This window comes from Mycobacterium sp. 3519A (assembly GCF_900240945.1).
Classification (GTDB): Bacteria; Actinomycetota; Actinomycetes; order Mycobacteriales; family Mycobacteriaceae; genus Mycobacterium.
This window is the reverse complement of sequence record NZ_OESG01000013.1, coordinates 1,930,789-1,947,161: the sequence shown is the minus strand read 5'-3', so window position 1 is coordinate 1,947,161 and position 16,373 is coordinate 1,930,789. Positions and strand designations below refer to the sequence as shown.

Here is a 16,373-nt window from a genome sequence, read left to right as displayed (position 1 = left end):
CCATGCCGCCGGCCTCTGTAGTCATCGACACGTGGTTGCGCAGTGACCGGCCCGCGGTGGTGTTCGACTTCAACGGCACGCTGTCCGACGACGAGCACATCCTGTTCGACATCTTCCGCGAGCTGTTTCGGGCCCACCTCGGCTGGGCGATGACGGCGCAGGACTACCGCCGCGACCTGCTCGGGCGCAGCGACAGGGAGATCATCGAGCACGCGGTGCGGTTGCACGGCCGCGGCACCGACGCCGAGGTGGCCGAGCTGCTGCGGCTGCGGCAGGGCGCGTACAAGCAGCAGGTGGCCGACCACAACCCGATCGGACCTGCCGCGGCCGATTTGGTGAAACTGTTGGTGGACAACGGCATACCGGTGGGCATTGTCACCGGCGCGCAGCGTGACGACGTCGAGGCGGTGCTCGCCGCCAGCCCCACCGGCGAGTGGATCAGCTTTGTGATCGCGGAAGAAGACGTCGCCAACGGCAAACCGCATCCGGAGGGCTTCCTTTCCGCGGCGGCCGAACTCGGCCGCAGCCCCGGCGATGTGCTGGTGTTCGAGGACTCGGTGCCCGGCGTGCGGGCGGCGGTGGCGGCGGGCATGCACTGTATCGCGGTGTGCGCGGCCGATCCCGGCTCCGAGTTGACCGCCGCGGCGCCCGCCATCGTCACCGCGCTGTCCCCCGCGCTGATCGAAACGCCGCTCATCCGCTGGCGTCGCGGGCAGGCGAACCCGGTTCCACCCGCGACTTGATGCGGATGCGGGCCCGGTCGGAGCGGTGGTAGTCGCGGGAGAATTCGACCGCGACACCGTCGTCGGTGAACGACGTTCTGGTGATCAACAACAGCGGGCTGCCCGGTGCGACGCCCAGAATCTCGGCCTGCTGGTCGTTGGCCTGTGTCGCCTCGAGTTCCTCGTCGGCCGAGTACGGGGATGCGCCATAGTCACGCATCGCCGCGTACAGCGAGCCGGTGAGGTCGGCGGACAGCAGGCCGGGAAAGACCGCGGCGGGCAGATACGCCTCCTCCAGCACGATCGGCTCACCGTTGGCCAGTCGGGCGCGCAGGATCTCGTGCACCTGTGCGCCGCGCGCGAGGCCCAGTGCCTGCCGGACGTCGGTGCCTGCGCGGCGGGTCGTCGCCCGCAGCACCTGGGCGCCCGCCTGGACGTGGATGCGGCGCATCTGCTCGGTGAAGCCGGGCAGGCTGGCATGGTCGAACTCGAATCTCGGTGCGGCGACGAAGTTTCCGCCGAACCGGCCGCGCCTGCGGTCGATGAGCCCCTTGGCTTCGATGGCACTGAGCGCCTGGCGCAACGTCATCCGGCTGACGCCGAGCGCGTTGGCGATCTCCACCTCGGCGGGAAGCTTGTCGCCGGGCGCCAACCGGCGCGACACGATCAGCTTCTCGAGCCAGCCGCCGATCCTGGTATGGGCGGGCTCTCCGGAATCGGCCAAGTCGGGGCGATCCGCGAGCAGCGGATCAGCCATCGTCAACACGCGCATAACCTAAGGCCTCAGCCGTGCCGGGCGCCGATCCGGTGCAGCAGGTCGTGCACGATTTCGTCCTCGAGCCGGTAGCTGACCAGCCGGCCGACGCGCGTCGAGGATACCCACCCCTGCTGCCTGAGCACCCGCAACGCCTGGGAGACGGCGTTCTCCGACCGGCCGAGCACCGCCGCGAGGTCGCCGACGCAGATGCCGGGAGCGCGGTGCAGGACCAGCAGAATTTCCAGCCGGTTCGGATCGGAGAGCAGGTCGAACCGTTGCGCCCAACCGGAGGTGTCGACGTCGGCGAGGGCCGTCGATGCCCGCCGCACCGTCGTCTGATCACCGGAGTGCGTCATTCGTCAAGGCTAATCCCTCGACCGGATCAGACGGCGCAACTACTCAGGTGGCTAGGCTCGAAGCTTGTGGTCACCTTGGACCGCCTGGTCAACGTGCTGGGGAACTTCGGTGTTCGGCTGAGGTTCTGCCCGATACCGCGCAGCACGGAATTGCGCAGTGTCATCCTGCACGAACGCACCGAGAATCGCGTCGATGTCGGCGACGTGCTGCTGGGTGTCGGCGCCCGCACCGTGAAGGAGGCGGTGCGGTGGGCGGCCGCAGCGCATGCGGTGGTGGTGTTGTTCCGCGGCGACGACGAGGACAGCGCCTTCGAAGGCCTGGCCGAGGGTGTGGCTGTGATGGTGGTGGACCCCGCGATGTCGTGGAGCGAGTTGGCCGCCGTCGTCTACGGATTGGTGCTGGAGGGCCGGGAAACCGAATCCGGCCGCGGCCCAACAGACTTGTTCGCGCTCGCCGACAGCCTCGCGGAGGCCACCGGCGGCGCAGTGACCATCGAGGACAGGCTGACGAGGGTTCTCGCGTATTCACGGATGCAACGACACGCCGACCCGGCGCGAGTGCAGACCATCCTGGATCGTCAGGCGCCTGCACGGCTGCGCGAATTCTTCGATGCCCAAGGGGTTTCCGCGCATCTGGCCGCCTCTGATCAACCGCTGTTCGTCGGACCCGACTCCGATCACGGTGTGACCGGGCGGATGGTGGTGGCGGTGCGCTCCGGTCGTGAACTGATCGGGTCGGTGTGGGTGGCGTGCGGCGCGCCGCTGCAGGGCGACGCGCTCACCGCGTTGGCCGACGGGGCGCGCACCGTGGCGCTGCATCTGTTGCGGTCACGCGCGAGTGCCGATTTGGAACGCCAAGTGGAGTCCGACCTGGTGATCCGGTTGCTGGAGGGCAGCGCGGATGCGGCCACCGCGGCCAGCCGACTGGGGCTGCCGCGGGGTCTGTTGCGCGTGATCGCGCTGCAGGCGGTCATCGGAGCCGACCGGGATGCCGCCCTGCTGCTGGCATTCGACCGTGCCACCGCCGGTTTCGGCTGGTCTCGACCCGGACGCAGCGCGCTGGCAGGCAACACGGTGTACACCGTGTTGCCTGGCGAACAGTCGGAGACGGCCCGGCGGTGGGTCGCGGGTCTGCACGCGGCGCTGCCAGACGGCGCGACGACGCTGGCCGGAATCAGTGGCCCTACCGGAATCGCCGACCTCGTCGCGGCGCGCCAGGAGGCCGACGAGTGCTTGGCCCTACATGTTGGGTGCGCGACGGGCACACCGCCGCCCGCGTATGACGAGTCCTGGGACGACATCCTCTTGCAACGGTTGCGTACGGCGGCCCGGTCGGGTCGCGCACCGGACCGTGGCCCCGTCGCCGAGTTGCGCCGCCACGACCGCGAGAACGCCACCGATTACGTCGTGACCCTTCGGGCATGGCTCGAGGCTCAGGGCGATCCTGTCGCGGCAGGCAAGCGGTTGGGGGTGCACGAAAACACCGTGCGGTACCGGTTGCGCAAGATGAGCGAGATCACCAGCCTTCCACTGGACGACGCCAAAAAACGGTTGGCGATGATGATCGAACTGGCGGCCGTCGACACCCCCTGACGGTCCCTGTCGACGGTTGTCGGAACCGAACAAAGCGCGCGGGTGTCATTGTCCGGCCCGGGCAAGCCTGCCTGTCTGCGTCTCCCCCACCCTGGAATCAAGACGAAGTGTGATGGGAGATGACGGTGGTGGATCGAGGCAAGTCGTGGATCGGGCGGGCGGCACTGGCAGTCGGCCTTGTCGGTGTTCTTCGCGGAGTTGCGATGCCGGTCCCGACGACAGGGACAGCGGTGCTGATCGGTCTTGGCGGACTGGCAGCTGTGGTCGCGCTATGGTCGTTGCTCGCGGTCGATCCGACCTACGACTTCGTCACGCTGGCGATCATCGGAGCCGCGTTGTTCGTCTCGCCATGGGTCGGTGGATTCGTCACCCACGACCTGGCCATGACGGCCTGGGTCGTCGGCGCGTTGATCACGGCGCTCGGTGTGATCGGTTACCGACGACGCGAGCACATCGGCCTGACGGAGACCGGGCCAAGCGATGCGGCTTCGCGGTACGACACGCGGTTTCGCCTGGCTCGCTGGTAGGTCGGGAGCAATGAAGTTTCAACGAGGGAGGTTTGTGATGGCCGGCGCCGAACGCATCGACGGCGGGCCGCGATCGGTGATCGTGATCGGCGCGGGCATCGTCGGGTTGTCGACGGCGTGGTTCCTGCAGGAGCGCGGGATCGAGGTGACGGTCGTCGACCGCAGCGGAGTGGCGGCGGGCGCGTCGTGGGGCAACGCCGGATGGGTTTCGCCGGCCTTGACGATTCCGTTGAACTCGCCCGCGGTGCTGCGTTACGGACTGCGTGCGCTGCTGGATTCGTCGTCCCCGCTGCACATCCCTCTCACCACCGACTCGTCACTAGCGGTCTTCTTGATGCAGTTCGCCCTGAACTGCAGGCGGTCGTCGTGGAATCGGGCGGTACGGGCGGGTGTCCCACTCAACGAGGATTGCGTAGAAGCGTTCGACGTCCTCGTCGCCAACGGTGTCGACGCGCCGGTGACCGATGCCCCGATCACCGCCTTGTTCCGCACTACAGACGAAGCCGAGCACATGCTGCGAGAGCTTCGTCAGCTCGAGAAGGCAGGCCAGACAATCGATGTCACGGCCCTGTCCGGTGCAGCACTGCGCGACCACGTGCCGCTCGCGTCGCGGGCGATCACCGCCGCGCTGAACGTCAACGGGCAACGATTCGTCGACCCCGGCCGCTTCGTTCACGCCCTCGGCCGCGCGGTCACGGAGCGCGGAGCGCCGATACGGACGCTGGAAGTCAACGGGGTGTTCAGTTCGGGCAACGGTGTCAAGGTGTACCCGCGCGGCGGCGCGCCGTTGACCGCCGACGCGGCCGTGATCGCCACTGGCGCATGGCTTCCGAGATTGGCGGGGGGTCGAGTCCGCGTGCCCGTGCAGGCGGGTCGCGGCTATTCGTTCACCGTGCCCGTCGACCGCCCCGTCCTCGGCCCGATCTATCTGCCGGACGTGCGGGTGGCGTGCACGCCATATAACGGTGCGCTGCGGGTGGCGGGCACCATGGAGTTCCGCGACCCCGTCGCGCCGGTGATACCGGACCGGGTGGGCGCGATCGTCGCCTCGGCCAGCCCGTTGCTGGACGGCGTGCGGTGGGACGAGCGCAGCGACATCTGGGTGGGTTCCCGCCCGGTCACCCCCGACGGCAGGCCGCTGATCGGCGAAGTGTCGCGCGGAGTCTACGTCGCAGGCGGGCACGGCATGTGGGGGCTGGCACACGGCCCGGTAACCGGACGCCTACTGGCAGAACAGATTTCCACCGGAAAACAACCCGAGAGCTTGCGCGAATTCGACCCGCTGCGCCGGGTCGGCCGCTGAGCATTTCGAACCTGGCCCCCATTGAGGGGCTCGCGAGTCGTCAGGGGCGGCGCTGATGGCTGGGCCCGCCCCTGGCGACAACCTCTCATCTTGGAAAGGAGTCATCAATGACTGCGACACAACGTGTTTGGATTTCACCGCAGGCCTACGAGCGCCTGCATCGCGAGCTGGCGACCCTTCGGCAACTGTCAGCGGGATCGGTCGACGATGACACCGACGAGAACGCCGCCGCGGTGAAGCGCAGTTGGCAGTCCCGCATCCAACAGATTCACGATCTGCTGCTCAACGCGGTCGTCGGTGAGGATCCACCCGACGACGGGGTCGCCGAACCCGGCATGGTCGTCACCATCCGCTACGACGACACCGGCGATACCGAGACGTTCCTGCTCGGTGTCCGCGGCGCCGAATACGGCGATATGGAGGTGTACTCCGTGCAGTCGCCGCTCGGCGCGGCCATCGCGGGCGCCCGGGTCGGCCAGCGGTGTTCCTACACGTTGCCCAGCGGCGTCACGCTGACCGTCACGTTGCTGCGCGCCGTGCCGTACGGCATGCACAGCGCGGAGGTGAACTAGGTGCCCGAGGTAACCGCGTTGCAGCGATGGGAATCGGACGGCGGAGCGGTGCCTAGGCCCTCTCGCCCGTCATCGGTCCCACCGCGATCAGTCGCCGGCCGTCGGAAGTTCGACGACCAGCGTCGTACCCGATGGCGAACTGCTCACCGTCATGGTCCCGTTCAGTGCCTCGACGCGATCGCGGAGGCCGAGAAGTCCTGAGCCTCGGGATAAATCGGCTCCGCCGATGCCGTCGTCTGATACGACGGCGCGGATGAGTCCATCAGTCCCGTCCACCTCGACGACGGCGCGCGCAGCCTGCGCATGTTTGGCGACGTTCGTCAGCGCTTCAGCGACAACGTAATAGACCGCGATCTCAATTCGCTCCGCAGGACGTTTGGAGATCCGCACGGCGACTTCGACTGGCAGCGGGGCGCGGTCTCCGAGCGTCCGCAACGCCGATGCCAGCCCCGCACGTGACAGCGCGACGGGGTGGATACCGCGGGATAGTTCACGGATCTCGTTGAGGACGTCTTCGAGCCCGGACGCCACGTCGCGGAACAAGTCTGTGAGCTCTGGTGGGACCTCGGCTTCGTGCGAGCGCATCTTGAGGGCCAGGGCCACCAGCCGTTGCTGTGCACCGTCGTGAAGGTCGCGCTCGATCCGACGCCTACTGGCATCTCCTGCAGCGACTACGCGCGCCCGGGATTCGATCAGGGCAGCGCGCGTCTGGGCGTTCACGATAGCTGCGGCGACCAACTCGGTGATCTGGGACAGCCGTTCCATCGTCTCCGTCGGGATTTCACGGTGTTGTGTCCAGCAGGCGAACATCGCGCCCCAAATCCGGCCGTCCACGAGGATCGGCGTCCCCACTGCGCTTCGCAACCCGTTTCGGTGGGCGAACCCCGCGATCGGCCCGCTCGCGTTGGCGTAGCTCATCCACTCCGGCCTGCCGCTATCTCTGATCTTCGTCGCGAGGTTCTCGCCTCCCAACTTCAGCCGATCCTTCAGCAGCGACGGCGCCTGCACGCTTCCGCCGGCGGCGAGGTAGGTGAATGATGCGTCGAGTTCGTAGCGGCCTACCAGTGTCAAGTCGGCGCCTAGCAAGTCCGCGATCTCGGCCGCCACGGTGATGAATACCTCGCCCGGGGCGGCGCCATGCGCCACGACCGTCGCGACCTTGCGCAACGCGGCCTGCTCCACTCGTCGCACACTGTCCGTGATGTCCCGGGCCGCTGCGGCGATGAGACCGTTTGCGTCGGGCTGAGGGCGGCAGTTCCACTGCAGCCAACGAACGGAACCGTCCCGGCAGATGCAGCGATTCTCGAACTGGCGCAATTCATCCCCGCGCGCAAGCACCGTGAACGCAGCGCGTGTGCGCTCCACGTCGTCGGGGTGGACGAAATCGAGCATCGGGCGCGAGAGGAAGTCCTCCATCCTGTGCCCCAACGTTCGCTCGAATGCCGGATTCACCAATCTGAAGTAGCCATCGATACCAAGGCACATCAGATCTGGCGAAAGCTCGAACAGGCTGACCAGCCAGGGCGAACTGCCTTCCGGAGAAGGAACGTCGGGGCGTTGCGACTCACCCACATCTTGATTAACGCCGAAGCGGCCCGGAATCCATTCACTGGACAACGCCGCGGAACGTCGGATTCGCGACGGTGTTCGCGTTTTCACCGACCCCTGGCCGGGCATATCAGGTGCATGAACAAGTTGGCCCGGCTGCGAGATGCGCCACGGCGGATGGTCAGGATTCAGCGGCGCGTCTGGCTGGCCGAGGTTCTGATGTGGCCTGCGGCGATCGTCTCCGGTGTGCTGGCGCTCGGGGGTCTGCTGTACGTCCTGCGGCGCCGCGCCCCAGAAGGGCGACATGTGATGCCGGAGACGCCGGGCAGCCACGAGACCGGCACCGTGCATGTCGAGCCCGACGGCAGCCTCTCCGCTGCGCCCTAGCACACCGCTACGAGGCGAAGGCTTCCTTGATCTCCTTCGGCCCGAACGGCCACGTGTGCTCGGCCCTGGCGTAGATGAGGAATGCGATGGCGCCCAGAGCAATCCAGCCTACGGACAGGCCGATCGACAGCCAGCTGGCCGACACATAGATGTACACCCACCCGATCAGCGCGACGACGGTCGGCACCGGGTACAGCCATTGGCGGTACGGGCGTACGAGATTCGGCTGCCGACGACGCAACACGATGATTGCCGCCACCTGCGCCAACGACTGAATGATGACCAGCGTCGCCACCGCCGCGTTGATGATGGTGGTCAATGTGAACAGCGAGCCGATCATCGTGATCACGCCCATCGTCAGCACGCCGGCGGTCGGTAGCTTCAGTTTGGCGTGCAGTTCGCCATAGACCGGCAGGAACACCTTGTCGCGGGCGGCTTCCAACGGGACGCGCGACCCGCCGAGCAGTCCGGCGAACACAGAACCGATGGCAGCCACCACGATCAGCACGGTGATCACCTGCGCGGTGCCCGATCCCCAGGCCTGCTCCAGCACCGTGGACGCGACCGAGGTCGCGGTCTTCAACTCCTCGAGCGGAACGGAACCCAGCACGCCGACCTGCAGCAGGAAATACAGGCTCATGATGCCGACGATCGAGAACACAATCGAGCGCGGGATGGTGCGGCCCGGATCGCGCACCTCGGCACCGAGATACGCCGTGGTGTTGTACCCGAGGTAGTCGTAGATCGCGATGATCAGGCCCGCGCCGAGACCCGCCCAGAACGTGCCGTGACTCCCGAACGCCCCCGGCGTGAACGCGAACGCCTGCGCGCCGTCGAAGTGGGTGAACGCGGCGACGATCGTGCTGAGCACCGCGATCAGCATGATGACGAACAGCACCGTGGTCAGCTTGCCGATCTGCCCGATCTTGCGGAACAACGCCACCATGATCACCAGCGTGATGCCGATTCCGATGATCTTCCCCAGACCGGTGTTGCCGTCGGCGTCGGTCACGCCAGGGATGAGGTAGCCCAGGTACTGCACCAACCCGATCACGCCTGTCGACATGATCAGCGGGATGAAAAGCACTGCGCTCCAGACGAAGAGGAAAGGCATCAGCCGACCAGTGCGGTACTGAAACGCCTCGCGCAGGTAGATGTAGGTACCGCCGGCACCGGGCATGGCCGCGCCGAGTTCGGCCCAGATCAGGCCGTCGGCGAGCGCCAGGATCGCGCCGATGATCCATCCGAACATCGCCTCGGGTCCACCGAACGTCGCGACCATTGCGGGAATGGTGACGAACGGGCCGATGCCACACATCTGCGTCATGTTGATGGCTGTGGCCTGCACCGGGCCGATCTTGCGTTCGAGCGCGGGCTGCCCGGACACCGCCGCTGAGCTGAGGGATGGGGAACTCACGACGCCTCCTTGGTTTGTTAGGAAAGTTTCTTAACATAGAATCGCCGCGTCTGGAAGCGTCGGTGTGTAAATTCCCTGCGACTGGAACGGAGACGGACACGGTGGTGGGTCACGTAGCGCCGCAGGCGGGGACACCGGCGAGCATGCGCGCGCTGAACCAGCGACTGGTGCTGGAGCGGCTCCGTATGTACGGCGAGGCCACCCGACCTCAGATCGCCAACGACACCGGACTGTCGAAACCCACAGTGGGCCAAGCGTTGCTGGACTTGGAGCAGCACGGCCTGGTGCGCGCGATCGGTCGGAGCGCATCAGGGCCTGGCCGCGCCGCGGTCATCTATCGAACCGCCCCTGACGCGGGGCACATCGTCGGTGTCGACATCGGACGCCGGATGATCCGCGTTGCGGTCGCAGACCTCGACGGGTCCGTCGTGAGCCGCGTCGACCAGCCGAACAGGAGTCGCTCAGGCACCGCGCTGCTGCGCACCGCGTGCACATCGGTCGAACACGCCATCACCGAAGCCGGGCTGAAACCGGGCGACATCGTGGTGAGTGTGGTTGGTACACCAGGGATTCCGGATCCTGCGACAGGTTCGGTACACCGCGCGCCGAACCTGCCAGGCTGGGAGCGCAGGGGGTTGCTCGGTGAGTTGGTCGAAGCACTGAGCGCCGGTGGTTCGGAAGTGATTGTCGAGAACGACGCGAATCTCACCGTGGTCGGCGAGCACGCCCGCGGTGCGGCACAGGGCGTCGACGTGGTCGCGTGTCTGACCGTCGGCACCGGCATCGGGATGGGTGTGCTGCTCAACGGCAACCTCTTCCGCGGTGCGCACGGCGCGGCGGGCGAGATCGCCGATCTGCCGTTCGACCGGGTGCCCGCCGGAGTAGCCCAACACCGCCCGGGGCCTGTGGAGACCGCGGCGGCCGCCGAGGCGGTGGTTTCGGCCGCCAACGACGCCGGACTGCGCGACGTGCGGTCGGCGAAGGCGGTCTTCGACCTTGCAAGACGAGGCGATGAGCTGGCTCTGCGCGTCGTCGCTGACGAGGCTGCCAAACTCGCACAGGTGGTTTCGATCGTCACCGCCGTGCTGGACCCTGGCGTGATCGTGTTGGCAGGCGGCATCGGACTCAATGCAGACCTGCTGGCCGAGCCGATCCGCCGCGAATTGGCAACCACCATTCCGGTCGTGCCCGATATCGTCGGCGGGCATCTCGGCGAGGACGCCGTGCTTGTCGGCGCCATCGCATCGGCCAAGGACTCCGCATGGGATCTGGTCTTCGACCGCGTCGTGCGGCGAACAGCAAGCGAGGCCTGACCCCCGTCCCTCGCGAGCAGACCGGGCTCGCGCCCAGTCAGTCCAGGAAGCCGTGCAGCAGCGCGGCCGAACCCGCGACGTGTGCCCGCATCGCCGCAGCCGCACCGTCGGCATCGGCGGCGAGGATTGCGACCACGATGGCCTCATGCTGTTCGTCGGAGTGCGCGATGTTGCGCGGCAACAACGGAATCTGGTCGAGCAACGCGTTGAGCCGCATCCGGTTCTCGGCCACCAGCGGAACCAGCGACGGCGAACCGGCCGCCTCAGCGATGGCCAGATGCAGCCGAGAGTCCAGCCGCCGATAGTCGTCCGGCGGCGCGCCGCGCACATCGGACAGCCGCGACCACAGCACCTCCCGTTCCGCGGCGGTCAGCGTGCGACTGGCCGCCATCCGCGCGGCGCCCACCTCGAGGATCTCGCGCAGGCGCAGCGCGTCGTCGATCTCCTCGCGGGAGACGCGCGGGGCGTCGGTGTGCCGTGGCAGTTCGTCGGCCAAAAACGTGCCGCCATATCGGCCGCGCCGCGACACCAGGTACCCGGCGTCGGCCAGCGATTTGATGGCTTCGCGCACCGTGTCGCGACTGACGCCGAGCTTGGCCGCCAGTTCCCGTTCGGGCGGCAGCGATTCGCCGGGCTGCAGCACACCGAGCCTGATGGTCTGCAGCAGCCGTTCCACGGTGTCCTCGAACGGATTCCCGGGCCGCACCGGACGCAGCAATGCCTCACTCGCCAGCGGAACGTCCGGGTCGACCGACATCACATCGGCGTCACGTAGTGGCCACTGATGCCGCCGTCGACCAGGAAGGTGGCACCGGTGATGAACGACGAGTCGTCGCTTGCCAAAAACGCCACCGCCGCGGCGAGTTCCTCGGGTTCAGCGAACCGGCCCATCGGCACGTGCACCAGACGTCGTGCGGCGCGCTCGGGATCCTTGGCGAACAACTCCTGCAGCAGCGGGGTGTTGACCGGCCCCGGGCACAGCGCGTTGACGCGAATACCGCTGCGCGCGTACTGGACTCCGAGCTCACGTGACATCGCCAGCACGCCGCCCTTGGACGCCGTATAGGAGATTTGCGATGTCGCCGAGCCCATCACCGCCACGAACGACGCGGTGTTGATGATCGAACCCTTCTTGGCGGGCACCATGTGCCGCAGCGCCGCCCGGCAGGACAGGTACACCGACTTGAGGTTGATGTCCTGCACCTTCTGCCAGGCAGGCAATTCGGTCGTCTCGATGACGTCGTCCTCGGGCGGGGAGATGCCCGCGTTGTTGAACGCGATGTCGACGGAGCCGTAGGTGTCGGCGGCCGTGTCGAACAGGTTGTCGACCGCCGCTTCGTCGGAAACGTCAACGGGGACAAACAATCCGTCGAGTTCGTCCGCCGCGGCCTTACCCGCCGTCGGATCGATGTCCCCGACTACGATCGTCGCGCCCTCGGCGTGCATGCGCCGCCCGGTGGCCAATCCGATACCGCTGGCGCCGCCGGTGATGACCGCGACCTTGCCGGCCAGTCGTTGGGTCAGGTCCATCAGGCATCTCCGATCGCGTAGAAGACGTTCTTAGTTTCGGTGAAGGACAGCGGCGCGTCGGGGCCGAGTTCGCGGCCCAGTCCCGACTGTTTGAAACCGCCGAACGGCGTGTTGTAGCGCACCGACGAATGCGAATTCACCGACAGGTTGCCGGATTCCACCGCACGCGAGACGCGCAACGCCCGCGACAGATTGTCGGTCCAGATCGACCCCGACAGCCCGTACGGGGTGTCGTTGGCCAGCGCGATCGCGTCGGCCTCGTCGTCGAACGGCAGCACCGTCACCACCGGGCCGAAGATCTCCTCGGTGACGGTGCGGTCGGTGCGCGACGGGGTCAGCACCGTCGGCGGGAACCAGTAGCCCGCGCCTGACGGGGCCTCACCGCGGAACGCCACTGGTGCATCGTCGGGCACGTAGGACGCGACCGTCTCCCAGTGCGGCTTCGACACCAGTGGCCCCATCTCGGTGTCCTTGTTCCTCGGGTCACCGACCACCACGCCCTTGACGGCCGGTTCGAGAAGTTCCATGAACCGGTCGTAGACATTGCGCTGCACCAGGATCCGGCTGCGCGCGCAGCAGTCCTGCCCGGCGTTGTCGAACACACCGTACGGCGCGGTCGCCGCGGCCTTCTCCAGGTCGCAGTCGTCGAACACGATGTTCGCGCTCTTGCCGCCCAACTCCAGGGTGACGCGCTTGACTTGCGCGGCCGCGCCCGCCATCACGCGGGTGCCGACCTCGGTGGACCCGGTGAACACGATCTTGCGGACGTCGGGATGGCTGACGAAACGCTCCCCCACCACCGAGCCCTTACCGGGCAGCACCTGGAACAGGTCGGCGGGCAGGCCGGCGTCCACCGCGAGTTCACCGAGCCGGATAGTGGTCAACGGCGTCCACTCGGCCGGTTTGACCAGCACCGCGTTGCCCGCCGCCAGCGCCGGCGCGAAACCCCATGATGCGATCGTCATCGGGAAGTTCCACGGCGTGATGACGCCGACGACACCGAGCGGTTCGTTGAACGTGACGTCCAGCCCGCCCGCGACCGGAATTTGCTTGCCGGACAACCGTTCCGGTGCCGCTGAGTAGTACTGCAGCACATCGCGGACGTGGCCCGCCTCCCATTCCGCGTTGCTGATCGGATGCCCGGAGTTGGCGACCTCCAACTCCGCGAGCTCACCCACATGCGCGTCCACCGTCGCGGCGAACGCCCGCAGCGCCGCCGCCCGCTCGGCGGGGGCGAGCGCCGCCCACTTTCGCTGTGCCGCCTTGGCGCGCGCGACCGCGTCGTCGACTTCCGCCTCAGAAGTCTGCTCGACCGTGCGCAGCACCTCCTCGGTCGCCGGGTTGATCACGTCAGATGAAGTCACGCGTCCACTTTCTCCTTTGCATATGCCGCCGCCGCCTCCACCACCGCGGCGAACAGCCGTAGATCATCAAGCCGTTCCTCGGGATGCCACTGCACCGCCAAAACGAAGTTGTCACCGGGGATCTCGACGGCCTCGATCACGCCGTCGCTGTCCTGTGCGCTGATGACCAGTCCCTCGCCGAGCCGGTCGATCGCCTGATGGTGATAGCACTGCGCATCCGACGACTCGCCGATCAGCGACGCCAACCGGGTGCCCGGCACGGTGCGCACCGCCGACGTCGAGAACACCGCGTTGCCCTGCTGGTGATGCGTGTGGCCGATGACGTCGGGCAGGTGCTGATGCAGCGTGCCGCCGAGCGCGACGTTGATCACCTGCGCGCCGCGGCAGATGCCCAGCAGCGGCATGCCGCGCCGGATGGCCCCCTCGGCCAACGCGAACTCCAGCGCGTCGCGCTGCCGGTTGTCCGCCACCGCCTCGTCGGTGGCCGGATGCGGTTGCTGGCCATAGCTTTCCGGGGTGACGTCCCGGCCGCCGGTGATGATCAGCCCGTCCAGCCCGTCGAGGATCCGCGAGGCGATGTCGGCATCGACCGGCTGTGGCGGTAGCAGCGTGGCGACTCCCCCGGCCAGGTTGACCCCTTCGAAGTAGATCGCGGGCAGGAAGCTGGCCCGCACATCCCACACGCCGGTCTGTGCCTGCTGCAGATAGGTGGTGAGACCGATGACAGGTCTGTATCTGCGCGATCCGCCTTCGCTTCTCGCGTCAAAGGCGTTCAAAGCCGCGCACCCTTTCCCAATCCGTCACCGCGCTGTTGTACGCGTTGAGTTCCACCCGCGCGTTGTTCAAGTAGTGCTCGACCACGTCGTCGCCGAACGCCTCCCGCGCCACCTCGGACTTGGCGAACAGCGCCGCCGCTTCGGCCAACGTGGTCGGCAGCCGCTCCGCACCGGATGTATAGGCGTTGCCCTCCAACGCTTCCGGCAGCTCCAACTCGCGTTCGATACCGTACAGTCCACCCGCGATCAGCGCCGACACGGCGAGGTACTGGTTCACATCGCCGCCAGGCGCCCTGTTCTCCATCCGCATCCCGTGTCCGTGGCCGACGACGCGCAGCGCACACGTGCGGTTGTCAAGACCCCACGCGATCGCCGTCGGCGCGAAGCTGCCCTCGACGAACCGCTTGTAGGAGTTGATGTTCGGCGCGTAGAACAGCGTCAGCTCCCGCATGGTGGCCAACTGTCCCGCGATGAAGCTGCGGAACATCGGCGACATCCCGAGTTCATCCTGGTCGTCGGCGAACACAGGAACACCAGGCCGGCCCTCGTTGTCAATGCCGCGCAGCGAGATGTGGATGTGGCAGCTGTTGCCCTCGCGCTCATCGAATTTCGCCATGAACGTCAGGCTCTTGCCGTGCTTGTCGGCGATCTCCTTGGCACCGTTCTTGTAGATGGTGTGGTTGTCACACGTCAGCCGGGCATGGTCGTAGCGGAACGCGATCTCCTGCTGGCCGTAGTTGCATTCGCCTTTGACGCCCTCGCAGTACATTCCGGCGCCCTCCATGCCGAGCCGGATGTCGCGCAGCAGCGGCTCCATTCGCGTCGACGCCAACATCGCGTAGTCGACGTTGTAGTCGGTGGCAGGGGTCAGCCCGCGGTATCCCTTCGCCCATGCTTCGCGGAAGCCGTCGTCGAACACCATGAACTCCAGTTCGGTGCCGACGTAGGGCACCAGGCCCTTCTCCGCGAGCCGGTCGATCTGACGGTTCAGGATGCTGCGCGGCGCCTGCGTCACCGGCGTGCCGTCGGTCCACGACAGGTCCGCCATCACCAGCGCGGTGCCGGGCAGCCACGGAATCAGCCGCAGCGTGGCGAAGTCCGGCGTCATCACCATGTCGCCGTAGCCGGTCTCCCAGCTCGAGATCGCATATCCGTCGACGGTGTTCATGTCGACGTCGACCGCCAGCAGATAGTTACAACACTCGCACCCATGGGCGGCGACGTCCTCGACGAACAGCCGGGCCGACACCCGCTTACCGGTCAGCCTGCCCTGCATATCGCAGAACGCCACGATGACGGTGTCGATGTCGCCCGCTGCGACCAGCGACTCGAGCTCTGATTGCGACAGCATGCCAGTCATGACGAGAAGTCAACCATTGGAAACCGCCTCCCGCCTGCCTGACCTTGGAGATTTACCGAATTCTCACGCTAAAGGTAGGTTACCCGACCAATAGATTTCTGCCTATGCCGTGGATGCGCGGACACTGGTCGCCCTGCGGTTGATCCGCACGTCGAAGGCTTCGGACACGTGCCACTCCCGCGACAGCATCACCGGCGTGCCGTCGCGGCCGTAGTCGATCTCCTCGATGTACAGCAGCGGCCTGCCCCGCCGGATCCCGAGCACCTTCGCGGTGTGGCTGGTGCTGGCGACCGCCCGCAGCGTCGCGGTTGCGTGGTCGGCGGCGTGGCCGCAGGAGCTGAGCAACGCGAACAGCGACGGGTCCAGCTCGGTCAGATCGAGGCCGGGGCGCAACAGCCGGGCCGGGATGCGATCAAGCGAGTAGATCACCGGTTGGTCGTCGGCGGTACGCACCCGTTCGACCGCCAGCACAGTTTCACCGGGTCGCAGTTGCAGCGGCGCGTCGTCCCCACAGCTCTGTTCGAAGGCGGCCGCGAGAACACGCATCCCGGCGTGCGCGCCCGCCGTCTCGATCATCGCGAGGTAGCTCAGCGTCGAGTCCAAGCCGTGCGGCATCCTGCGACGCTCGGTGACGTAACTGCCCGAACCACGACGCCGGGTGACGTACCCGGCTTCCACCAGTCCGCGGACCGCTTCTCGCACCGTCGCGCGAGATACCTTGAACCGCTTGGCCAGTTCGCCCTCGGTCGGCAGCTTCGCCCCCGGCTGCAACTGCGCACCGGAGATCTCCGCCAGCAGCTCATCACGCAACCGGTCGGCAAGCAGGGTTCGGCCGGACACGGGCAAAA

17 protein-coding genes are annotated in these 16,373 nt (G+C 67.2%); 7 read left to right on the top strand and 10 right to left on the bottom strand.

Annotated elements, in window-relative coordinates; all coding sequences use genetic code 11:
- Positions 1-2: 2 nt before the first annotated feature.
- The gene (locus tag C1A30_RS17250) at positions 3-743 is read left to right on the top strand and encodes an HAD family phosphatase (protein ID WP_101949413.1); all 741 of its coding nucleotides are present in this window, start codon (positions 3-5) and stop codon (positions 741-743) included.
- Here the strand turns inward: C1A30_RS17250 and C1A30_RS17245 are convergent.
- Both C1A30_RS17245 and C1A30_RS17240 read right to left on the bottom strand, forming a co-directional pair.
- Positions 694-1,494 (bottom strand): GntR family transcriptional regulator, encoded by an 801-nt coding sequence (locus tag C1A30_RS17245; protein WP_101949412.1) that lies wholly within the window; start codon positions 1,492-1,494, stop codon positions 694-696. The genes C1A30_RS17250 and C1A30_RS17245 overlap by 50 nt on opposite strands.
- Positions 1,495-1,505: 11 nt before the next feature.
- Entirely contained in the window at positions 1,506-1,835 is a 330-nt protein-coding gene (locus C1A30_RS17240; protein WP_101949411.1) for a metalloregulator ArsR/SmtB family transcription factor, read from the bottom strand.
- 66 nt (positions 1,836-1,901) lie between these two features.
- On the opposite strand from C1A30_RS17240, the gene C1A30_RS17235 reads away from it, so the two are divergent.
- The 4 genes from C1A30_RS17235 (at position 1,902) to C1A30_RS17220 (ending at position 5,830) form a co-directional block, all read left to right on the top strand.
- Positions 1,902-3,428: a CdaR family transcriptional regulator gene (locus tag C1A30_RS17235; RefSeq protein WP_101949410.1), complete on the top strand. Its 1,527-nt coding sequence runs from the start codon at positions 1,902-1,904 to the stop codon at positions 3,426-3,428.
- 119 nt (positions 3,429-3,547) lie between these two features.
- Positions 3,548-3,955, top strand: coding sequence for an SPW repeat protein (locus C1A30_RS17230; RefSeq protein ID WP_101949409.1), 408 nt, complete (start codon positions 3,548-3,550; stop codon positions 3,953-3,955).
- 37 nt (positions 3,956-3,992) lie between these two features.
- Positions 3,993-5,258: an FAD-binding oxidoreductase gene (locus C1A30_RS17225; protein WP_101949408.1), complete on the top strand. Its 1,266-nt coding sequence runs from the start codon at positions 3,993-3,995 to the stop codon at positions 5,256-5,258.
- 107 nt (positions 5,259-5,365) lie between these two features.
- Positions 5,366-5,830 carry a GreA/GreB family elongation factor gene (locus C1A30_RS17220; RefSeq protein ID WP_101949407.1) on the top strand — a complete coding sequence of 155 codons (465 nt, stop codon included), beginning with the start codon at positions 5,366-5,368 and terminating at the stop codon, positions 5,828-5,830.
- Between the two features lie 87 nt (positions 5,831-5,917).
- Here C1A30_RS17220 and C1A30_RS17215 read toward each other — a convergent pair whose 3' ends face one another.
- Positions 5,918-7,402, bottom strand: a complete 1,485-nt coding sequence (locus C1A30_RS17215; protein ID WP_160112762.1) for a PAS domain-containing protein — start codon at positions 7,400-7,402, stop codon at positions 5,918-5,920.
- Positions 7,403-7,516: 114 nt separating this feature from the next.
- Between C1A30_RS17215 and C1A30_RS17210 the strand changes: the two genes are divergently transcribed.
- The gene (locus C1A30_RS17210) at positions 7,517-7,765 is read left to right on the top strand and encodes a hypothetical protein (protein WP_101949405.1); all 249 of its coding nucleotides are present in this window, start codon (positions 7,517-7,519) and stop codon (positions 7,763-7,765) included.
- Between the two features lie 7 nt (positions 7,766-7,772).
- On the opposite strand, the gene C1A30_RS17205 is transcribed toward C1A30_RS17210, so the two are convergent.
- Positions 7,773-9,182: an APC family permease gene (locus tag C1A30_RS17205; protein ID WP_101949404.1), complete on the bottom strand. Its 1,410-nt coding sequence runs from the start codon at positions 9,180-9,182 to the stop codon at positions 7,773-7,775.
- 104 nt (positions 9,183-9,286) lie between these two features.
- On the opposite strand from C1A30_RS17205, the gene C1A30_RS17200 reads away from it, so the two are divergent.
- The gene (locus C1A30_RS17200) at positions 9,287-10,495 is read left to right on the top strand and encodes an ROK family transcriptional regulator (protein WP_101950272.1); all 1,209 of its coding nucleotides are present in this window, start codon (positions 9,287-9,289) and stop codon (positions 10,493-10,495) included.
- Positions 10,496-10,532: 37 nt separating this feature from the next.
- Here the strand turns inward: C1A30_RS17200 and C1A30_RS17195 are convergent, their stop codons facing one another.
- The 6 genes from C1A30_RS17195 to C1A30_RS17170 form a co-directional block, all read right to left on the bottom strand.
- Positions 10,533-11,252, bottom strand: a complete 720-nt coding sequence (locus tag C1A30_RS17195; protein ID WP_101950271.1) for a FadR/GntR family transcriptional regulator — start codon at positions 11,250-11,252, stop codon at positions 10,533-10,535.
- Positions 11,252-12,028, bottom strand: a complete 777-nt coding sequence (locus C1A30_RS17190) for a 3-oxoacyl-ACP reductase (RefSeq protein ID WP_200828369.1) — start codon at positions 12,026-12,028, stop codon at positions 11,252-11,254. Before C1A30_RS17190 ends, C1A30_RS17195 begins: the two co-directional genes overlap by 1 nt.
- On the bottom strand, positions 12,025-13,389 hold the full coding sequence (locus C1A30_RS17185) for an aldehyde dehydrogenase (protein ID WP_101949402.1): 1,365 nt from the start codon (positions 13,387-13,389) through the stop codon (positions 12,025-12,027). The genes C1A30_RS17190 and C1A30_RS17185 overlap by 4 nt, the downstream gene beginning before the upstream one ends.
- Positions 13,386-14,165 (bottom strand): gamma-glutamyl-gamma-aminobutyrate hydrolase family protein, encoded by a 780-nt coding sequence (locus tag C1A30_RS17180; protein WP_101949401.1) that lies wholly within the window; start codon positions 14,163-14,165, stop codon positions 13,386-13,388. Before C1A30_RS17180 ends, C1A30_RS17185 begins: the two co-directional genes overlap by 4 nt.
- A complete protein-coding gene (locus C1A30_RS17175) occupies positions 14,152-15,525 on the bottom strand; it encodes a glutamine synthetase family protein (protein WP_101949400.1) in 1,374 nt (457 codons plus the stop codon). The genes C1A30_RS17180 and C1A30_RS17175 overlap by 14 nt, the downstream gene beginning before the upstream one ends.
- A gap of 102 nt (positions 15,526-15,627) precedes the next feature.
- Positions 15,628-16,365 carry a GntR family transcriptional regulator gene (locus tag C1A30_RS17170; RefSeq protein WP_160112761.1) on the bottom strand — a complete coding sequence of 246 codons (738 nt, stop codon included), beginning with the start codon at positions 16,363-16,365 and terminating at the stop codon, positions 15,628-15,630.
- Positions 16,366-16,373 lie beyond the last annotated feature (8 nt).